Consider the following 18,135-nt stretch of genomic DNA (forward strand, 5'->3'; position numbering starts at 1 on the left):
GGACGGAACAACAAGGACTTCCCATGCGAGAACGCACCATCGCCAGCCATTTCGTCCGTGCCGCCGTACAAGGCGCACAGCGCCAGGGGCTGGATACAGCGGCGCTGCTGCGCGATGCCGGCATCGCCACGGCGGTACTCGACGAGCCCCGCGCACGCGTCGACCCCGACCAGTTCACACGGCTGCTGCAGCGCCTGTGGGAGGCGCTGGACGACGAGTACATGGGCTTTGGCAGCAGCCCCAGCAAGCGCGGCACCTTCGCCATGATGTGCAATGCCATCATCCATTGCCGCACGCTGGAAAAGGCGCTGAGCCGAGGCTCGCTGTTCTATGGCCTGTTTCCCGAGGCCCCGGCGATTCGACTGATGCGCGAGGGCGACCGGGCGCGCCTGACCCTGGACGAAAGCCACCTGCGCGACCCCGATCACTTCCTCGCCGAGAGCCTGCTGTTGATCTGGCATCGCCTGGCCAGCTGGCTGATCGGCCAGCGCATCCGCCTGGAGGAAGCCACCTTCAGCTATCCCACGCCAGAGCACCAGGCCGAGTACGACCTGCTGTTCCCCTGCCCGCGGCGCTTTGCCGCCGACAGCACCAGCCTGCTACTGCCGGCGCGCTACCTGGACATGCCGCTGCTGCAGGACGAACGCACCCTCAAGCACTTCCTCAAGGACTCCCCCGCCGACCTGCTCGCCCGCCCCGACGGTGGCGACAGCCTGACCAGCCAGATTCGCCGCCTGCTCGGCCGCGACTGCCGCAACTGGCCGGACCTGGAACAGGTCGCCGCGCAACTGCACATGAGCCCGCAGACCCTGCGCCGCCACCTGCGCGAGGAAGGGCCGAATTTCCAGGAGCTCAAGGACCAGTTGCGCCGCGACCTGGCGATCTACTACCTGGGACGCGACGAGCTGTCGATCCAGGACATCGCCGACCAACTCGGCTTTTCCGAGCCCTCGGCCTTCCACCGGGCGTTCAAGAAGTGGACGGGGCTGACGCCGGGGGCGTACCGGGCGCAGCAGGGAGAGTGACGCTGGCGAGAATGCTTTTGTAGGAGCGGACTTCGTCCGCGATGAGCCCTGCGCAGGGCTATCGCGGACGGAGTCCGCTCCTACGGGTAAGGCACGGCGCCAACCGGTAGGTCCGCCCCACGGGCGCGACCACACCTCCGACGCGAGGAATGTTCGCGAGCAAGCTCGCTACAGGGAGATGCTGTTGACGCGGATATTGGGCGACGCTCTCGTAGGAGCGGATCTTATCCGCGAAATCCCGCATAAGAGTTTCGCGGACAAAGTCCGCTCCTACGGATGCAGAAGCACTCCGGGCCGGGCCATGGGGCCGGAAATACGCAAAGGTTCATCGGCGTACAACCGCGAACGGTTGTACGCCCTACGCCAAACCGACCGACGTCACTACCCCGGCAGTCGAATCCGGAAACACGCCCCGCCCAGCCCGGAATCCTCCAGCGCCAGCTCGCCGTCGTAACTGTCGATGATGTCGTTCACCACCGCGGTGCCGATGCCCTGGCCGGGGTGCTGGGTGTCCAGGCGTTCGCCGCGCTTGAGGATGCGCTCGCGCTGGCTGGCCGGAACCCCGGGGCCGTCGTCCTCGACGACCAGTTCGACGAAGCGCCCCTGCCTGCTGGCGCTGACCTTCACCTTCGTCAGGCACAGGCGGTAGGCGTTCTCCAGCAGGTTGCCGAGCATTTCCAGCAGCGCCCCCCGCTCCAGCGGCAAGGCGAACCCCGGCGGGATATCGCGCTCAAGCACCACACGCTTGTCCCGGTAGACCTTGTCCAGCGCGCCGCTGAGCGTATCGAGCAGCGGTTCGAGGAGCGCCTGGTGGCGGATCAGGCCGCTCTTGCGCAGGCTGGCGCGCTGCAGCTGGTAGCCGATCTGCTGGCTCATGCGTTCGATCTGGGTCTGCAGCACCTGCACCTGCTCGCGGTTCTGCGGCTGCGCGGCGAGGTTCTCGCTGACGCCCTGCAGCACCGCCAGCGGCGTCTTCAGGCTGTGGGCGAGGTCCCCCAGGGAGTTGCGGTAGCGCTCGCGCTGGGCGCGCTCGCTGTCCAGCAGGCGGTTCAGCGAGCCGGTCAGGCGCAGCATTTCGTCCGGGTGCTCGTCGCTCAGGCGTTCGCGTTCGCCCGCCTCGATCTGATCGAGCTCGGCGCGCAGCCCGCGCATGGAGCGAAAACCCCAGCTCAGGCCGAGCCAGAGCATCCCCAGCAGCACCAGCAGCGCCCCGCCCAGCCACACGTAGAGCTGCTCGCGAAAGCCCCGCACCAGCTCGCGAAAGTCGCTCTCCGGCTGCATGGTGACGATGCTGTAGGCCGCCCGCTTGCCACCGAGCAGGTCGATTTCCACGTCGTAGACGAAGAATTCCTGGCCGGTGCGATCGCGGATGCGGGTGAATTCGTCGACCAGCCCATCGTACTTGGGCGAGTAGTCGATGCTCTCGTCCTGCGCCGAGGTGGAGCGCCAGACCAGTTGGCCGTGCTGGTCGTAGATGTAGCCCAGCAGCTTGGACTCGGGCAGGTTGAAGTCCTCCACCGGCAGGTGGTCCGGCATGCTCAACTGCCCGCCCTCGATGCGCGCGGCCGACACCAGCGTCGCCACATCGGCCGCCAGCCGCTGCTGGATGGCATCTTCCAGGGCGATGCTGAACGCCCGCTGCAACGCCGGCAGCAGGGCCGCCATGAACAGGATCGCCAGGGTCGCCGCGCCGATCATCAGGCGCAGGCGCAGCGAACGGATCATTTGCACAACTCGTTGAAGATGTAGCCCTGGCCGCGCACGGTATCGATGGGCTTGAAGCCGGAGGCCGCTTCCAGCTTGCGCCGCACACGGCCGACCAGCACTTCGATCACGTTCGGATCGCGCTCGTCGTCATCCGGGTAGAGCTGCTCGATCAGCCGCTCCTTGGCCACCACCTGCTGGTGATGACGCATGAGGTATTCGAGGATGCGGTACTCGAAGGCGGTCAGTTGCAGCGATTCACCACTGACCAGCGCCTGCTTGCGATGGGTGTCGAGCACCAGCGGGCCGGCCTCGATGGTCGACTGTGAGAAGCCGCTGGAGCGGCGCAGCAGCGCGTTCAGGCGCGCCTCCAACTCTTCGAACTGGAAGGGTTTGACCACGTAATCGTCGGCGCCGGCGGCCAGGCCTTCGACCTTGTCCTGCCAGTTGCCGCGCGCGGTGAGGATCAGGATCGGGAAGGTCTTGCCCTGGCTGCGGAATTCGCGGATCAGGTCCAGGCCGCTCATGCCCGGCAGGCCCAGGTCGATCATCGCCAGGTCATGGTGGTATTCGTTGGCGCGGTACAGCGCCTCTTCGGCATCGGCGACGGCGTCGACCACATGGCCCTGTTCGCCGAGCCGGGTGTACAGGTGATGGCGCAGCAGCGCCTCGTCTTCCACCACCAGCAGTTTCATGCACGTGCTCCCTGAATCAGGCAACCGGGCCAGCAGGGCCCGGTTGCAGTATCGGTCAGAACTTGTAGTTGGCCCCCAGGTAAACCTGCGAGCTGCTGTGCAGGTCCAGCGATCCGACCTTGCCGCCGCCATGCGGACTCATCTCGGTACTGGCGTTGGTACGCAGGTAACGGTAGCCGCCTTCGATGGAGGCGTTCCTGCCGATTTCCTGGAGGATACCGGCCTGGGCACCGATGGCGTAACCGACGTCGCTGTCGCGGCTGTAACCCTTGGAGTCCTGCTCCAGCTTGACCAGACCAAGGGTGCCACCGCCGAACAGCTTGGTGCCGCTGTCATTGATCGGCAGGAAGGCGTCGTAGCTGCCGAGCAGATTCTGCTGGCGCAGTTTCAGGCCACTGTCGGTGTCGGACACGTTTTCATAGGTGATGTAGTAGCGCCCCTGCTCCATCTGCTGGCCGGCGCGTACGCCCCAGGTGCTGCTGTTGTTGATCACGCTGTCGAACTTCGGGTTGTCCAGGTTGCGGTTCAGCGCCGCGGATTTCTGGATGTTGTTGCTGGTTTCGCCCCAGGTCATGCCGACGAAGGTGTCGGCTGCATTAGCGGCGGTGGCAACAAAACCGGCACCGAGAATGGCACTGGCGAGGGCGATTTTCTTCATGGTTTTCATGGGGATTCTCCCGTCAGGACTTCAGTGATTGGTTGACGGGGAGCAGGTTAAGGGCGGGCCACTGAACGCAACCTGTCCGCCTGCTGAACCAGGGCTGAACGAAAAGCGCTATAGGAAAAAAGAACAGCGCCTGTGCAACTTTGCCCACACACAAAGCAGGGTCTAGTCTGATTCTCAATTGTTGGCGGGAGGCTGACCCCCATGACCGAAAAGACCGGCGCCGATGCGGATAAAGGCAAAGAAACCCGGCTGTTCCTGTTCCTCGTGATCTGCCTGTTCCCCTTGCTGTCGGTGGCCATCGTCGGTGGCTACGGCTTCATCGTGTGGATGTTCCAGCTGCTGGCGGGGCCGCCCGGCCCGCCGTCGTAGGAGCGCCGCCGTGCTTGCCCGCCGCGCCCTGCTGCGACGCCTGGGTGGTGCGTCCGAAATTCGTCGCCCGCCATGGACCGCCAGCGATTTCCTTGAAGGCTGCACCCGCTGCAACGCCTGCATCGACGCCTGCCCGGAGCAGGTGCTGCGCGTGGGCGACGGCGGCTATCCGCAGCTGGATTTCAGCCACGCCGGCTGCAGCCTGTGCGGCGACTGCGCGCGCGCCTGCGAGGCCCCGGTATTCGACCTGGGCCGCGAAGCCCTGCCCTGGCGCGCGCGGATCGACGAGCACTGCCTGGCCCAGGCCGGCATCCATTGCCGCAGTTGCGACGACGCCTGCGAGCCGCGCGCCATCCGCTTCCGCCCACAGCTGGGCGGCCCGGCGCTGCCCACCCTCGACACCGAACTCTGCACCGGCTGCGGCGCCTGTCTCGCGCCCTGCCCCGGCAACGCCATTCACCTGACCCCTGAGGCCCTACATGCCTGAAAACACGCTGCCCGAGAGCATCCAGATCGCCAGCCTGATCGTGCACACGCGCCCGGAGCTGCTGGACGCGGTGAAGACCAACCTGCAGTGCCTGCCGCACCTGGAAGTGCACCAGCAGAGCCCCCAGGGAAAGCTGGTGGTGGTGCTCGAAGCCGAGCATGAGCAGAGCATCCTCGACAGCCTCAATGCCATTCAGAACCTGCCCGGTGTGCTCAACGCGGTGCTGATCTACCACGAGATCGTCGAGTCCCCCGAACACCCGCAGATCGAACCCGAACCCGTTCCCGCCCAGGCCGGAGGTGCCCGATGAACCTGACCCGCCGCCAGTTCGCCAAGGCCAACGCCGCCGCCATCGCCGCGGCCGCCGCTGGCCTGCCGATCCTGAGTTCCGCCAGCAACCTGGTCACCGAGGCGGACATGACCCGCCTGGACTGGAACAAGGCGCCCTGCCGCTTCTGCGGCACCGGCTGCAGCGTGATGGTCGCCACCCGCGACGGCAAGGTGGTCGCCACCCACGGCGACATCAAGGCCGAGGTCAACCGCGGCATCAACTGCGTGAAAGGCTACTTCCTGTCGAAGATCATGTACGGCAGCGACCGCCTGACCCGCCCGCTGCTGCGCATGAAGGACGGCAAGTTCGACAAGCAGGGCGAGTTCCAGCCGATCAGCTGGGATGCCGCCTTCGACATCATGGCCGAGAAGTTCAAGGCCGCGATCAAGGCCAAGGGCCCGGGCTCGGTGGGCATGTTCGGCTCCGGGCAGTGGACGGTGTGGGAAGGCTACGCCGCCAACAAACTGTTCAAGGCCGGCCTGCGCAGCAACAACATCGACCCCAATGCGCGACACTGCATGGCTTCGGCGGTGATGGGCTTCATGCGCACCTTCGGCATGGACGAGCCCATGGGCTGCTACGACGACATCGAGGCCACCGACACCTTCGTGCTCTGGGGCTCGAACATGGCCGAGATGCACCCGGTGCTCTGGTCGCGGGTCACCGACCGGCGCCTGAGCGCCCCGCAGGTGAAAGTCGCGGTGCTGTCCACCTTCGAACACCGCAGCTTCGACCTGGCCGACATCCCCATGGTGTTCAAGCCGCAGACCGACCTCTACATCCTCAACTACATCGCCAACCACATCATCGAAAGCGGCGCGGTGAACCGCGACTTCGTCGACAAGCATACCCGCTTCGCCCATGGCGCCGAGGACATCGGCTATGGCCTGCGGCCCACCGACCCGCTGGAGAAGAAGGCGAAGAACGCGGACAAGGCCAACACCTGGAGCGACATCGGCTTCGAGGAATTCGCCGCCTTCGTCAAACCCTACACCCTGGAGCGCACCGCCAAGGAAACCGGCGTGCCGGCCGAACGCCTCAAGGCCCTGGCCGAGATGTATGCCGACCCCAAGCGCAAGGTGATGTCCTTCTGGACCATGGGCTTCAACCAGCACACCCGCGGGGTCTGGGCGAACAACCTGATCTACAACATCCACCTGCTCACCGGGAAGATCAGCGAGCCGGGCAACAGCCCCTTCTCCCTCACCGGCCAGCCCTCGGCCTGCGGCACTGCGCGCGAAGTGGGCACCTTCGCCCATCGCCTGCCGGCCGACCTGGTGGTGACCAATCCGAAGCACCGCGAGACCGCCGAGAAGATCTGGAAAGTGCCCGCCGGCACCATCCAGGAAAAGATCGGCTTCCACGCCGTGCAGCAGAGCCGGATGCTCAAGGATGGCGTGCTCAACGTGTACTGGACCCAGGTCAGCAACAACATGCAGGCCGGGCCCAACGTCATGCAGGAAGTCCTGCCGGGCTGGCGCAACCCGGAAAACTTCGTGATCGTCTCCGACGTCTACCCCACCGTCTCGGCCCAGGCCGCCGACCTGATCCTGCCCAGCGCCATGTGGGTGGAAAAGGAAGGCGCCTACGGCAACGCCGAGCGCCGCACGCAGTTCTGGCATCAACTGGTGAAGGCGCCGGGCGAGGCGAAATCCGACCTCTGGCAACTGGTGGAATTCTCCAGGCGCTTCACCACCGACGAGGTCTGGCCCGCCGAGCTGCTGGCCAAGGCACCGCAGCTCAAGGGCAAGACGCTGTATGAGGTGCTCTTCAAGAACGGCCAGGTGGACGCCTTCGGCGCCGACCAGGTCGCCAAGGGCTTCGAGAACGACGAGGCCAAGGCCTTCGGCTTCTACATCCAGAAAGGCCTGTTCGAGGAATACGCCAGCTTCGGCCGTGGCCACGGTCACGACCTCGCGCCCTTCGACGACTACCACGAAGCCCGTGGCCTGCGCTGGCCGGTGGTGGACGGCAAGGAAACCCGCTGGCGCTACCGAGAAGGCTACGACCCCTACGTGGCCAAGGGCAGCGGCCTGCAGTTCTATGGCTACCCGGACAAGAAGGCGATCATCTTCGCCCTGCCCTACGAGCCGCCGGCGGAGGCGCCGGACAAGGAGTACCCGTTCTGGCTCGCCACTGGCCGCGTGCTCGAACACTGGCACACCGGCAGCATGACCCAGCGCGTGCCCGAGCTGTACAAGGCAGTGCCTGACGCCGTGGTGTACATGCACCCCGACGACGCCCGCGAGCTGAAGATGCGGCGCGGCAGCGAGGTGAAGGTAATCAGCCGGCGCGGCGAAATCCGTGCCCGCATCGAAACGCGCGGGCGCAACAAGCCGCCGCAAGGGTTGGTGTTCGTGCCCTTCTTCGATGCCAACAAGCTGATCAACAAGGTCACGCTGGACGCCACCGACCCGATCTCCAAGCAGACCGACTACAAGAAATGCGCGGTGCGCATCGAACTGGTCAGCCTGGCCTGAGGAGCGCGCGATGAACAAGACGATCTCTACCCTGGTGCTGATGCTGGTCACCCTGACCGCGCTGGCCGCCGACCTGAACTATCCGCTGGATGCCCCGGCCCCTGACGGCCGCCGCCCCGGCGGCACCATCAGCCAGGACCGTCCCGCGCCGCCGCTGGCCAACGACGAGAACAAGGACGTCCGCCGCGAGCGCAACTACCCCGAGCAACCGCCGACCATCCCGCACACCATCGTCGGCTACCGCATCGACAGCAACAGCAACAAGTGCCTGTCCTGCCACAGCCGCTCCAACAGCGCGCGGGTGCAGGCGCCGATGATCAGCATCACCCACTACATGGACCGCGACGGCCAGCCGCTGGCTGCCGTCGCGCCACGGCGCTACTTCTGCGTGCAGTGCCATGTCCCGCAGAAGGACGTGAAGCCGCTGGTGGGCAACACCTTCGAAGACATCGACACGATCCTCCAGCGCGACGCCGCTGCGAACGGCAAACCCTGAGGAGGCGCCCATGAAAGCTCTGTTCGCCTGGCTCATGGGGTACTGGACCGTCCTGCGCCGACCCAGCGTGCACTACAGCCTGGGCTTCCTGACCCTGGCCGGGTTCATCGCCGGGATCATCTTCTGGGGCGGCTTCAACACCGCACTGGAGGCGACCAACAGCGAGGCCTTCTGTACCTCCTGCCATGAGATGCGCGACAACGTCTTCGTCGAGCTCAAGGACACCATTCACTACAGCAACCGCTCCGGCGTGCGCGCCACCTGCCCGGACTGCCACGTGCCGCACAAGTGGACCGACAAGATCGCGCGCAAGATGCAGGCGTCCAAGGAGGTCTGGGGCAAGATCTTCGGCACCATCAACACGCGGGAGAAATTCCTCGACCACCGCCGCGAGCTGGCCGAACACGAATGGGCGCGGCTCAAGGCCAACGACTCGCTGGAATGCCGCAACTGCCACAACTTCGAATCCATGGACTTCACCCGCCAGAGCCAGCGCGCCCGGCAGATGCACTCCACGGCACTGGCCTCCGGAAGCGCCACCTGCATCGACTGCCACAAGGGCATCGCCCACCACCTGCCGGACATGAGCGGGGTGAAGGGCTGGGAGTGAGGCTGTCGGAAGGCTCTGCCCCTCACCCTCTCCCGCAGGACCGTTCGGTGCAGGATGAAACCACGGCATCAGCCGGCACGATCTGCCCCCTCTCCCTCCGGGAGAGGGTTGGGGTGAGGGGATGGACCGGCACAGGCTGTCCAGAAGAATACAGCTGCCCCTACAAAAACAGAGGCCCCGGCATATGCCGGGGCCTCTGCTGTCTGGGACGTAGAGACGACGCCAATTACCCGCCCTGCAACGCCTTGAGAATCTTCTGCCCTGCCCGCCCATCCGCCGGGCTGATGCCACGCTTGCGCTGCTCCTCCTGGATCGCCCGGCGTGTCACGTCGCCGATCATGCCGTCGGCCTTGCCGATGTCATAACCGCGCTGCTGCAACAGTTCCTGCAACTCCTTGCGCTGCACCCGGCTCAGACCCGGATCGTCGGTCGGCCACGCAGTGCGCAGCCCCGGTTCGCCGCGCAGGCGATCGGACAGCAGGGAAATGGCCAGCGCATAGCTCTCCGCCGCGTTGTAGGAGTAGATCGCGTCGTAGTTGCGCAGCACCAGGAAGGCCGGCCCCTGCGCCCCGGCCGGCAACAGGATGGCAGCCTTCGAATCCAGGCTCGGGATCGGCTTGCCATCGATGCGCCGCACACCGCGCGCGGTCCAGTCCGAAAGCGCCCGGCGCTTGGTGCGCCCGGCCAGCGCCGGGTCGAAGCCAGCTGGCAGTTTCACCTCGTAGCCCCACGGTTGGCCTTCGCGCCAGCCCGCCTTGCGCAGGTAGTTGGCGGTTGATGCCAGGGCGTCGGCGGTGCTGCCTACCAGGTCGCGATGGCCGTCGCCGTCGAAGTCTTCGGCAATGCGCGCGTAGGTGGACGGCATGAACTGCGTCTGGCCGAAGGCGCCGGCCCAGGAGCCGGTGATGCCGCTGTCGCGGATGTCGCCCGCCTGCAGCAGCTTGAGGGTGGCGATGAACTCGCCCTGGAAGAACGACTGCCGCCGCCCGTAGCAGGACAAGGTGGACAGCGACACCAGCAGCGGCCGCTTGCCGGTGATGCGCCCGTAATCGCTCTCCACGCCCCACACCGCGACCACGGCGGCCGGGTCGACCTGGTAACGCGCGGCAACCTTGCGCAGCAGCTCGGCGTGCTCGGTCATCATCGCCTTGCCGTCGGCCACGCGCTGCTCGTCCACCAGTCCCGCCAGGTAATCCCAGATCGGCGTGGTGAACTCCGGCTGCGCATCGAGCAGCGGCAGCACGCTCATGTCCGCCTGCAGGCCCTGGGTGAAGCGCGCGTAGCTGGCGGCGCTGACGCCACTGGCCCGGGCCTTGTCCTGCAGGCGATCCAGGCAGGCGCCGAAGTCGTCGCCGGGAACCGCCTGCGCCAGCGCGGCCGGCAACAGGAGGGAAAGGGCCAGGGAAGTGCGCAACGCCATGGAAAACATCCTCATTGGTGGTAAATGGTCAGGTTGCTGAAGGTGGCCCGGCCACCCTCGCTCGCGGGTCCGCGATTGTCCTGCAGATAGAGCCCGGCCTTGAAGTACAGCCCCTGGAAGGCCCACTGCGGGTCCAGTTGCTGGGTCACCTGGCCGTCCTTGACCTGGACGGTCAGCAGGCCGCTGCGCGATACGCCCAACCGGTAGCTGAACGCCTCGCCCAGGGGGATGCCTTCGTACACGGTATAGGTACGGGTGGAGACATCATCGGGATGCTCGCGCACCAGCGCCTGCACGCGGCCCAGGTTCAGGCGCTGCTGGTAGACCAGCTTCACCAGCGGCAGCGCTTCGGCACTGCCGCTGCCGTTGCTGTGGATCTGCCCGATCACCATGCGTCGGGACGACGGCACCATGTCGACTCGCAGGGTAGCCACCAGCAGGTTGTCGGCCTTCGGATAGCGCCAGAAAGACAGCGCACCGTTGCGCGCCGTCTCGCGCAGTTCGGTGCGCGGGTACTCGGTGCCGTTGGTGTGCGCGCCGTTGACCGGCACCCAGAGCTCCACGCCGTTGACGTTGCGCTGGAAGTACGGGCTCTGGTAATCGCGATTCAGCATTGCAGTGGAAATGGTCGCGGCCGGGCCGCGCTGGGGAATGGTCAGGTTCCAGGTACTGAGGTCCAGCATCGGCCAATCGCTTTCCGGGGTCGGGGAATGGCGCCAAGGGTAGTCGAGGCCGTCTTACATTTCATCCATCGCCGCGAGCTTGAGCGGGTCGTCGCCACGTCGGCGAGCACTCGCCGCAGAAGCGTCTATCTTCTCAAGGTTGCCTTCGGCCACCGCCACGGAGAGTCCCATGCGCCTGTTCACCGCCCTGTTGCTGTTCGCCTTCGCCGCCAGTGCCGGCGCCGCGATCAAGACCCAGGAAATCCCCTACCAGTCCGCCGATGGCACCAAGATGATCGGCTACTTCGCCTACGACGACGCCAAATCCGGCATCCGCCCTGGCGTACTGGTGGTGCACGAATGGTGGGGGCTCAACGACTACGCCAAGCGCCGCGCCCGCGACCTCGCCGCGCTGGGCTACAGCGCGCTGGCCATCGACATGTACGGCGGCGGCAAGCACACCGAGCACCCCAACGATGCCAAGACTTTCATGGCCGAAGCCCTGAAGAACCCCGACGCCGCCAAGGCGCGTTTCCAGGCCGGCCTCGACCTGCTGAAGAAGCAACCGCAGACCGACCCCAGCAAGATCGCCGCGATCGGCTACTGCTTCGGTGGTGCGGTGGTGCTGAACATGGCCCGCGCCGGCCTGCCGCTGGCCGGCGTGGCGAGCTTCCACGGCGTGCTGGCCACCGACACGCCGGCGCAACCGGGCGCGGTGAAGGCGAAGATACTGGTCGAGCACGGCGGCGCCGATACCCTGGTGACAGCCGAGAGCGTGACCGCCTTCAAGAGCGAGATGGACAACGCCAAGGCCGACTACAAGCTGGTGGTGCAGCCGGGCGCAAAGCACAGCTTCACCAACCCGGACGCCGACAAGCACAAGGGCCACGGCCTCGACGTGGGCTACGACAAGACCGCCGACCAGAAGTCCTGGGCGGACCTGCAGGCGTTCTTCAAGGACATCTTCGAGGAGAAGTCCTGAGCCTTCTCCGTCAACAAAAACGCAGCGCAAAAAAAACGGGAGCCCCTGGGGGCTCCCGCACTCAATCAAGTGTAAAGGCCGGAGCCCGCCTTGGCGGCGCCCCGACAACAACCTCACCTGCGTCCCCATTGGGAAACGCGGCCGGCAGTTTGGCAAAGCCGCGCCGGCGAATCCGTACGCCTTTGGTGAAGGTTTGCAAAGGAATGTAATCGCCGCGTGACTGGTGAGCCACGTTTCGGCGCGGCAGAATGTTCGCCATGACCACCCTGCCCGCCTTCTGCACCCCGCTCTCCGCCGACTGGCCGCTGCCCACTCCACTGGCCGGCTGCCAGCTGCGCAGCACTCACTTCGATCGCAACCGCCTGCTACCCGATGACTTCCAGGCCAGCCAGGTGCCGGCCCCGGCGAACATCCAGCGCGCCGTCGCCAAGCGTCAGGCCGAATACCTCGCCGGCCGCCTCTGCGCCCGCGCGGCGTTGCAGGCCAGCGGTGCCGACCCCACGGTGCCCGGCACCGACGACGAGCGCGCACCGATCTGGCCATCGGGCTTCTGCGGATCGATCACCCATGGCGATGGCTGGGCAGCCGCCGTGGTCGCCCAGAGCCATGCCTGGCGCGGCCTGGGGCTGGACGTGGAGAGCCGCCTCGACAGCACCCGCGCCCAGCGCCTGGCCGGTGAAATCCTCACCCCGGACGAGCTGTCCCGGCTCGCCCCCGAGCAGGCCGCCCTGCAGGTCACCCTCACCTTCTCGCTCAAGGAAAGCCTGTTCAAGGCGCTCTTCCCGCTGGTCCGCCAGCGCTTCTACTTCGAGCACGCCGAACTGGTCCAGTGGTCGGCCGGCGGCCATGCCCGCCTGCGTTTGCTCACCGACCTGTCGGCGGAGTGGCACCACGGCAAGGAAATCGATGGGCAATTCAGCCTGCTCGGTGATCGTCTGCTCAGCCTGGTGGCGATTCCCGCTGACATCTGACGGCCATGCCACAGCATCGGCGCCGGCTCCCGGCGCGACCAGGATGCTCGTCACGGGCGCAAGGCGTAATCTGAAAGAAAAAAGGGCGGCCCGTGTTGGTCGTCCTTTTTCTTTGCCCGTGTCCTTTGGGCACGGGGCCTATCCTGTAGGAGCGAGCTTGCTCGCGAAGCTCTTCCTATCAACCTGACACTGGGTCGCGGCCCCGTTCGCGAGCAAGCTCGCTCCTACGAAAAGCACGCAGCCTCAGGCCAGCAACGCCACCGACTTGATCTGCGCCCACACCACCTGCCCGGCATGCAGCCCGAGCTGGTCGAAGGAATAGCGGGTGATCCGCGCCAGCAGCGGCGTGCCGGCCACGTCCAGCTTCACCAGCAGGTGCGCGGGGTTGTCCGTGGGCACCATCTCCACCACCGTCGCCGGCAGCACGTTGAGGATGCTGCTGTGCGCCGCCGGCTCCAGGCTCAGGCTGACGTCCCGCGCCTGCACCTTGATGCGCAGCGCCCGGCCCTTTTCCATCGGCGCATGGGCCAGGCGAATGCGCTGCTCGCAGTGGGGTAGCGCCAGGCTCAGCAGACCGTACTCGGCGTTGTGCTCCAGCACTTGCCCATCGATGACCACGCCGGCGTCTTCCAGATGCGAAATCGGCAGGTCGGTGCGCGCCAGGGTCTGGACGACCGGCCCGCTGGCGATCGCCTTGCCCTGGTCGAGCAGCACCAGGTGGTCGGCCAGCCGCGCGACTTCGTCCGGCGAGTGGCTGACGTAGAGGATCGGTATATCCAGCTCGTCATGCAGGTGCTCCAGGTACGGCAGGATTTCCGCCTTGCGCTTGAGGTCCAGCGCCGCCAGCGGCTCGTCCATCAGCAGCAGGCGCGGGCTGGTCAGCAGCGCGCGGGCTATACCGACGCGCTGCCGCTCGCCGCCGGAGAGGTTCGCCGGCATGCGTTCCAGCAGATGGCCGATGCCCAGCAGCTCGTTGGCCTGCTCCAGCGCCACGCGATGCTGGTCGCGCGGTACGCGCTTCATGCCGTAGGTGAGATTGCGCCGTACCGACAGGTGCTCGAACAGGTTGGCGTCCTGGAACACATAACCCAGCGCACGCCGGTGCGGCGGCAGGAACACGCCCGTGGCGCTGTCCTGCCAGACCTCCCCGTTTACCACCAGGCGACCGAGCGGCGCACGTTCGAGCCCCGCCACACAGCGCAGGCAGGTGCTCTTGCCGGAGCCGGAATGGCCGAACAGCGCGGTGACGCCGCGCCCCGGCAGTTGCAGGTCCACCTCCAGGCTGAAGCCTGGGTAGGCGATCTGGAACCGCGCTTCGATGGCTCGCCCGTCGATGGCTTCGTTCATGGCCACCTCAGGCCCAGGCCGAACGGCTGCGACGGCTCGCGTAGAGCGCCAGCAGGACGAGGAAGGAGAACACCACCATGCCACCGGACAGCCAGTGCGCCTGGGCGTACTCCATGGCCTCGACGTGATCGAAGATCTGTACCGACACCACGCGGGTCTTGCCCGGAATGTTGCCGCCGATCATCAGCACCACGCCGAATTCGCCGACCGTATGGGCGAAGCCGAGGATGCTGGCGGTGATGAAGCCCGGCCGCGCCAACGGCAGGACCACGGAGAAGAAGGTATCCAGGGGGCCCGCCCGCAGCGTCGCGGCGGCCTCCAGCGGTTTGTCGCCGATCGCCTCGAAGGCGTTCTGCAACGGCTGCACCACGAAGGGCAACGAATAGAACACCGAGCCCACCACGAGGCCTGCGAAGGTGAAGGGCAGCCGCCCCAGCCCCAGGCTCTCGGTGAGTTGCCCGATGGTGCCATTGGGCCCGAGGGCGATCAGCAGGTAGAAGCCGATCACCGTCGGCGGCAGCACCAGCGGCAGCGCCACCACCGCCCCCAGCGGGCCTTTCAGCCAGGAGCGGGTGCGTGCCAGCCACCAGGCGATGGGCGTGCCGATCAGCAGGAGAATCGCAGTGCTCAGGGCCGCCAGCTCGACGGTGAGCCAGATGGCCTGCAAATCCTCCTGTGTCAGGGGCATCGCTCTTCCTTGCCTGTTCGAGAATCAGATTTCGTAGCCGTAGGACTTGATCACCGCGGCGGCTTTCGGCCCCTTCAGGTACTCGACCAGCGCCCTGGCGGCGGCACTGTCCTTGCCCTTGTTGAGGATCACCGCGTCCTGGCGGATCGGGTCATGCAGCTCGGCCGGCACGATCCACGCGGAACCACTCGTCACCTTGCCATCCTTGCAGACCTGCGACAACGCCACGAAGCCCAGTTCGGCATTGCCAGTGGAAACGAACTGGAACGCCTGGGCGATGTTCTGGCCTTCGACGAGCTTGCCGGCGACCTTGTCCTTCAAGCCCATCTTGTCCAGCACCTGGGTGGCGGCCAGGCCGTAGGGCGCGGCTTTCGGGTTGGCGATGGACAGGTGCTTGAACCCGTCCTTCTTCAGCACCTCGCCTTTGGCGTCGACGTAGCCGTCCTTCGGCGACCACAGCGCCAGGGTGCCGATGGCGTAGGTGAAGCGCGAGCCGGGGACGATCTCCTTCTCCGCCTCCAGCTTCTTCGGCGTGCTGTCGTCGGCGGCGAGGAACACCTCGAACGGCGCGCCGTTCTTGATCTGGGTGTAGAACTGGCCGGTGGCGCCGTAAGCGGCGACCAGCTTGTGGCCGGTGTCCTTCTCGAAGTCCCTGGCGATCGCCTGGATCGGCGCGGTGAAGTTGGCGGCGACGGCAACCTGCACTTCATCTGCCAGCGCCGAGTGCAGGGCGAAGCAGGAAGCGACCAGCAGGGAGAAACGAGCGAAGCGGTGGTTCATCGTGAGGCTCCAGTGGATTGTTGTTATCAGGCTTCGAGGTCGAGACGGACGAACGCACCGGCTGCGCTGGCATGCTCGCTATAACTAAAATTACATAACGATAGCCGCGAAGCTGCAATACCCCTCATGGGGAACTCAAGCGAAAGGAAGAAAGCGGCTTAAAGCGGAACGCCCCGACCAGGTCGGCGACATCGGCAGCATTCTGCATTTTTTGACCTAAAGGTCAAATATCGCGAATATGCTGGCGGCAACTTACCCAGACCTGGGCGCCCGCCTCATTCGATCTTGGGCGCCTGCCGGCGCGGCCAGACCAACGTGAAGCAGGCGCCGCCCAGGCTCTCGCTGCGCGCGATCGACGCCCGCCCGCCATGCCAATGGACGATCCGCCGCACGATCGACAGCCCCAGCCCATGCCCGCCCGTGCCCCGCGCACGGCTGTCATCGGCCCGGAAGAACGGCTGGAACAGGCGCGGCCACTGCGATTCCGGCACCCCCGGACCATCGTCTTCGACATCCACCTGGCAGCGGTCCACGCTGACCCGGAAGCTGACCCGCACGCGGCCCTCGGCATAACGCAGGGCATTGGTCAGCAGGTTCTGCAGCGCGCGGTGCAGGTAGCGCGGCTCGGCCTCCACCCAGCTGCCCTGGTCGAACGGCACCAGCGGCCCCGGCGCGATGCTGACGGCGATCTCCCGCCGCAGCGGCGCGATTTCCGAAACCACCTGCTCCACCAAGGCCGCCAGCTCCAGACGCTGGTAGGTCAGCGCCGGCGAGCCCTGCTCCAGGCGCGCATAGGTGAGCATCTCGTCCACCAGTTGGTCGAGGTCCTGGATGTCGCCGTCCATGCCCTCCATGTACTTGCGCCGCGCCGCATCGGTCTCCGCCGACTCGATCATCTCCAGGCCGAAACGCAGGCGCGCCACCGGCGTGCGCAACTCATGGGACACCGCGCGCACCAGCTCGCGCTGCATCGCCAGCAGCAACTGCAACTGCTCCGCCATATGGTTGAACGCCCCCGCCAGGCGCCCCACCGAGTCGGCGCCGCGCGCCTCCACGCGGGTATCCAGGCTGCCACGGGCAATGCGCGTGGCAGCCGACTCCAGACTGCGCAGGCGCTGTTCCAGGCCGCTGATCAGCAGGTACAGGGTCAGGCCGATCAGGCTCAGGGCGACGATCACGATGATCGACAGCAACTGCGGCGGATAGGGGTTCATCTGGTAGATCGGCCCCAGCTCCAGCACCCAGGGCGTATCGAGGATGCCGGCCAGCACGCGGATGGAATCGCCGTCCTTGCCCAGCGCCATCACCGTGTCGCCCTCCTCCACGCGGCGGCTCTGGTCGTCGTCGAGGTCCACTTCCTTGATGCTGAGCAGGTGCACCTCGTAGCCGAAGCGCTTGTCGCGAACGATGCGCGCCAGATGGTAAGGCTGCTCGCTGGCCGGATAACGCTTGAGCTCATCCATCAGCAGGTAGATAGTCGCCCGCGCCAGCTGCTCGCTGACCTGCTCCACCTCGCCGGCAAGGATCAGTCCCTCCGCCGCGCTGACCTGGGTGAGCACCTCCACCCTGTGCGTATCGTCAACGGCCTGCACCAGCACCTGGTCGTTCATCAGCCGCGCCCGGCTGCGCCCTTCCATACCCAGGCCATCCAGGCTGACCAGCTTCAGCGGAATGCCCAGCAGGCGGCTCCACTGGGTCAGCGCGCGCTTGCGATCCACCTCTGCCATCGGCAACAGCTCATCGGCCATCAGACGGAAAGTACCGCGCGCCAGGTCCTCGCGATAACGCTCGCCGCGCACCTCGTTGACCAGGTGCAGGGTCAGCACGCCGAGGGCGGCCACCAGCACCAGGGTCAGCAGCATGCCGCCGTAGATGCGCAGGAAGATGGATTTCATGGCTGCGGCACAGCCGCCGGATCAAGCAAGCCGAAGTTATCCAGGCTGACGAACGCGCCATCCTTCACCTCGCACTCGCGCCGCCGTCCCTCATGGACGAAACCGTGCCGGAGCAGCAGGCGGCTGCTGGCGGTGTTCTCCGTCTCCACCTCGGCCTCGATGCGATGCACCTTCATCTCGACGAAGGCGTGCCGCAGGATCAGCGGCAGGCACTCGCTCATCACACCATGCCCCCAGTACTCCGGCATCAGCCAGTAACCCAGCTCCAGGCGACGATGTCCCTGCAGCCAGTTATTGAAGCCGCAACCACCGATGACCTCGGCACGCGTATCGGGCCGGCAGATCGCCCACCAGATGCCGCTGCCTTCTTCATGGATGCGCTCGAACCACTCCATCTGCTCGCGGGTGGCTTCGAGCGTCGCGTAGGAAACACCGTAGTAACGGATCACCTGCGGGTGCGACAGCGCGCGAAATACCGCCGGCTGATCCGCATCGGAAAACGCACGCAGCAAGAAGCGCTCGCCGT

At 66.2% G+C, this 18,135-nt stretch carries 19 protein-coding genes; 9 read left to right on the forward strand and 10 right to left on the reverse strand.

The features are described from left to right. Positions 1–23: 23 nt before the first annotated feature. Positions 24–1,025 carry an AraC family transcriptional regulator gene (locus O6P39_RS18195; protein ID WP_275607863.1) on the forward strand — a complete coding sequence of 334 codons (1,002 nt, stop codon included), beginning with the start codon at positions 24–26 and terminating at the stop codon, positions 1,023–1,025. A 381-nt stretch (positions 1,026–1,406) separates the two neighbouring features. On the opposite strand, the gene O6P39_RS18200 is transcribed toward O6P39_RS18195, so the two are convergent. Genes O6P39_RS18200 through O6P39_RS18210 form a run of 3 tightly spaced genes read right to left on the reverse strand, consistent with a single transcriptional unit; the run spans position 1,407 to position 4,091 of the window. Then, positions 1,407–2,750: an ATP-binding protein gene (locus tag O6P39_RS18200; protein WP_275607864.1), complete on the reverse strand. Its 1,344-nt coding sequence runs from the start codon at positions 2,748–2,750 to the stop codon at positions 1,407–1,409. Then, positions 2,747–3,424: a response regulator gene (locus O6P39_RS18205; RefSeq protein WP_275607865.1), complete on the reverse strand. Its 678-nt coding sequence runs from the start codon at positions 3,422–3,424 to the stop codon at positions 2,747–2,749. Before O6P39_RS18205 ends, O6P39_RS18200 begins: the two co-directional genes overlap by 4 nt. 55 nt (positions 3,425–3,479) lie before the next feature. Beyond that, on the reverse strand, positions 3,480–4,091 hold the full coding sequence (locus O6P39_RS18210; protein ID WP_275607866.1) for a hypothetical protein: 612 nt from the start codon (positions 4,089–4,091) through the stop codon (positions 3,480–3,482). A 201-nt stretch (positions 4,092–4,292) separates the two neighbouring features. Here O6P39_RS18210 and napE point away from each other — a divergent pair, with 201 nt between their 5' ends. The 6 genes from napE to O6P39_RS18240 are packed head-to-tail and all read left to right on the forward strand — an operon-like array spanning position 4,293 to position 8,864. Continuing rightward, on the forward strand, positions 4,293–4,460 hold the full coding sequence (gene napE, locus O6P39_RS18215; protein ID WP_275607867.1) for a periplasmic nitrate reductase, NapE protein: 168 nt from the start codon (positions 4,293–4,295) through the stop codon (positions 4,458–4,460). A 10-nt stretch (positions 4,461–4,470) separates the two neighbouring features. Then, positions 4,471–4,947, forward strand: coding sequence for a ferredoxin-type protein NapF (napF, locus tag O6P39_RS18220; RefSeq protein WP_275607868.1), 477 nt, complete (start codon positions 4,471–4,473; stop codon positions 4,945–4,947). Positions 4,948–4,954: 7 nt separating this feature from the next. Then, positions 4,955–5,257: a chaperone NapD gene (locus tag O6P39_RS18225; protein ID WP_331320122.1), complete on the forward strand. Its 303-nt coding sequence runs from the start codon at positions 4,955–4,957 to the stop codon at positions 5,255–5,257. Continuing rightward, complete coding sequence (gene napA, locus O6P39_RS18230) at positions 5,254–7,758, forward strand: nitrate reductase catalytic subunit NapA (protein ID WP_275607870.1); 2,505 nt, start codon at positions 5,254–5,256, stop codon at positions 7,756–7,758. The genes O6P39_RS18225 and napA overlap by 4 nt, the downstream gene beginning before the upstream one ends. A gap of 10 nt (positions 7,759–7,768) precedes the next feature. Then, positions 7,769–8,254 (forward strand): nitrate reductase cytochrome c-type subunit, encoded by a 486-nt coding sequence (locus O6P39_RS18235; protein ID WP_275607871.1) that lies wholly within the window; start codon positions 7,769–7,771, stop codon positions 8,252–8,254. A gap of 10 nt (positions 8,255–8,264) precedes the next feature. Next, positions 8,265–8,864 (forward strand): cytochrome c3 family protein, encoded by a 600-nt coding sequence (locus O6P39_RS18240; RefSeq protein ID WP_275607872.1) that lies wholly within the window; start codon positions 8,265–8,267, stop codon positions 8,862–8,864. A 226-nt stretch (positions 8,865–9,090) separates the two neighbouring features. Here O6P39_RS18240 and O6P39_RS18245 read toward each other — a convergent pair whose 3' ends face one another. Both O6P39_RS18245 and O6P39_RS18250 read right to left on the reverse strand, forming a co-directional pair. Continuing rightward, positions 9,091–10,278: a lytic murein transglycosylase gene (locus O6P39_RS18245; RefSeq protein ID WP_275611979.1), complete on the reverse strand. Its 1,188-nt coding sequence runs from the start codon at positions 10,276–10,278 to the stop codon at positions 9,091–9,093. A gap of 17 nt (positions 10,279–10,295) precedes the next feature. Continuing rightward, on the reverse strand, positions 10,296–10,967 hold the full coding sequence (locus O6P39_RS18250) for a polysaccharide lyase family 7 protein (RefSeq protein ID WP_275607873.1): 672 nt from the start codon (positions 10,965–10,967) through the stop codon (positions 10,296–10,298). Between the two features lie 169 nt (positions 10,968–11,136). Here O6P39_RS18250 and O6P39_RS18255 point away from each other — a divergent pair, with 169 nt between their 5' ends. Both O6P39_RS18255 and O6P39_RS18260 read left to right on the forward strand, forming a co-directional pair. Further along, positions 11,137–11,928 carry a dienelactone hydrolase family protein gene (locus O6P39_RS18255; protein ID WP_275607874.1) on the forward strand — a complete coding sequence of 264 codons (792 nt, stop codon included), beginning with the start codon at positions 11,137–11,139 and terminating at the stop codon, positions 11,926–11,928. Positions 11,929–12,185: 257 nt separating this feature from the next. After that, positions 12,186–12,899, forward strand: coding sequence for a 4'-phosphopantetheinyl transferase superfamily protein (locus O6P39_RS18260; RefSeq protein ID WP_275607875.1), 714 nt, complete (start codon positions 12,186–12,188; stop codon positions 12,897–12,899). A 243-nt stretch (positions 12,900–13,142) separates the two neighbouring features. Here the strand turns inward: O6P39_RS18260 and modC are convergent, their stop codons facing one another. From modC to O6P39_RS18285, 5 genes are all read right to left on the reverse strand, one after another. Continuing rightward, entirely contained in the window at positions 13,143–14,246 is a 1,104-nt protein-coding gene (modC, locus tag O6P39_RS18265) for a molybdenum ABC transporter ATP-binding protein (protein WP_275607876.1), read from the reverse strand. A gap of 7 nt (positions 14,247–14,253) precedes the next feature. Beyond that, positions 14,254–14,934, reverse strand: coding sequence for a molybdate ABC transporter permease subunit (gene modB, locus O6P39_RS18270; RefSeq protein WP_275607877.1), 681 nt, complete (start codon positions 14,932–14,934; stop codon positions 14,254–14,256). A gap of 24 nt (positions 14,935–14,958) precedes the next feature. Next, positions 14,959–15,714, reverse strand: coding sequence for a molybdate ABC transporter substrate-binding protein (gene modA / locus O6P39_RS18275; RefSeq protein ID WP_275607878.1), 756 nt, complete (start codon positions 15,712–15,714; stop codon positions 14,959–14,961). Positions 15,715–15,989: 275 nt separating this feature from the next. After that, positions 15,990–17,609 carry an ATP-binding protein gene (locus tag O6P39_RS18280; RefSeq protein ID WP_275607879.1) on the reverse strand — a complete coding sequence of 540 codons (1,620 nt, stop codon included), beginning with the start codon at positions 17,607–17,609 and terminating at the stop codon, positions 15,990–15,992. Then, entirely contained in the window at positions 17,606–18,121 is a 516-nt protein-coding gene (locus O6P39_RS18285) for a GNAT family N-acetyltransferase (RefSeq protein WP_275607880.1), read from the reverse strand. The genes O6P39_RS18280 and O6P39_RS18285 overlap by 4 nt, the downstream gene beginning before the upstream one ends. Positions 18,122–18,135 lie beyond the last annotated feature (14 nt).

The sequence above is a fragment of the Pseudomonas sp. PSE14 genome, from assembly GCF_029203285.1.
Lineage (GTDB): Bacteria > Pseudomonadota > Gammaproteobacteria > Pseudomonadales > Pseudomonadaceae > Pseudomonas.

Coding starts and splice junctions, on each gene's coding strand:
- O6P39_RS18280 (WP_275607879.1), bottom strand. CDS start 17,609: ATGAAATCCATCTTCCTGCGCATCTACGGCGGCATGCTGCTGACCCTG.
- O6P39_RS18210 (WP_275607866.1), bottom strand. CDS start 4,091: ATGAAAACCATGAAGAAAATCGCCCTCGCCAGTGCCATTCTCGGTGCC.
- O6P39_RS18255 (WP_275607874.1), top strand. CDS start 11,137: ATGCGCCTGTTCACCGCCCTGTTGCTGTTCGCCTTCGCCGCCAGTGCC.
- O6P39_RS18205 (WP_275607865.1), bottom strand. CDS start 3,424: ATGAAACTGCTGGTGGTGGAAGACGAGGCGCTGCTGCGCCATCACCTG.
- napA (WP_275607870.1), top strand. CDS start 5,254: ATGAACCTGACCCGCCGCCAGTTCGCCAAGGCCAACGCCGCCGCCATC.
- O6P39_RS18235 (WP_275607871.1), top strand. CDS start 7,769: ATGAACAAGACGATCTCTACCCTGGTGCTGATGCTGGTCACCCTGACC.
- napE (WP_275607867.1), top strand. CDS start 4,293: ATGACCGAAAAGACCGGCGCCGATGCGGATAAAGGCAAAGAAACCCGG.
- modC (WP_275607876.1), bottom strand. CDS start 14,246: ATGAACGAAGCCATCGACGGGCGAGCCATCGAAGCGCGGTTCCAGATC.
- modB (WP_275607877.1), bottom strand. CDS start 14,934: ATGCCCCTGACACAGGAGGATTTGCAGGCCATCTGGCTCACCGTCGAG.
- O6P39_RS18200 (WP_275607864.1), bottom strand. CDS start 2,750: ATGATCCGTTCGCTGCGCCTGCGCCTGATGATCGGCGCGGCGACCCTG.
- modA (WP_275607878.1), bottom strand. CDS start 15,714: ATGAACCACCGCTTCGCTCGTTTCTCCCTGCTGGTCGCTTCCTGCTTC.
- O6P39_RS18260 (WP_275607875.1), top strand. CDS start 12,186: ATGACCACCCTGCCCGCCTTCTGCACCCCGCTCTCCGCCGACTGGCCG.
- O6P39_RS18195 (WP_275607863.1), top strand. CDS start 24: ATGCGAGAACGCACCATCGCCAGCCATTTCGTCCGTGCCGCCGTACAA.
- O6P39_RS18250 (WP_275607873.1), bottom strand. CDS start 10,967: ATGCTGGACCTCAGTACCTGGAACCTGACCATTCCCCAGCGCGGCCCG.
- O6P39_RS18240 (WP_275607872.1), top strand. CDS start 8,265: ATGAAAGCTCTGTTCGCCTGGCTCATGGGGTACTGGACCGTCCTGCGC.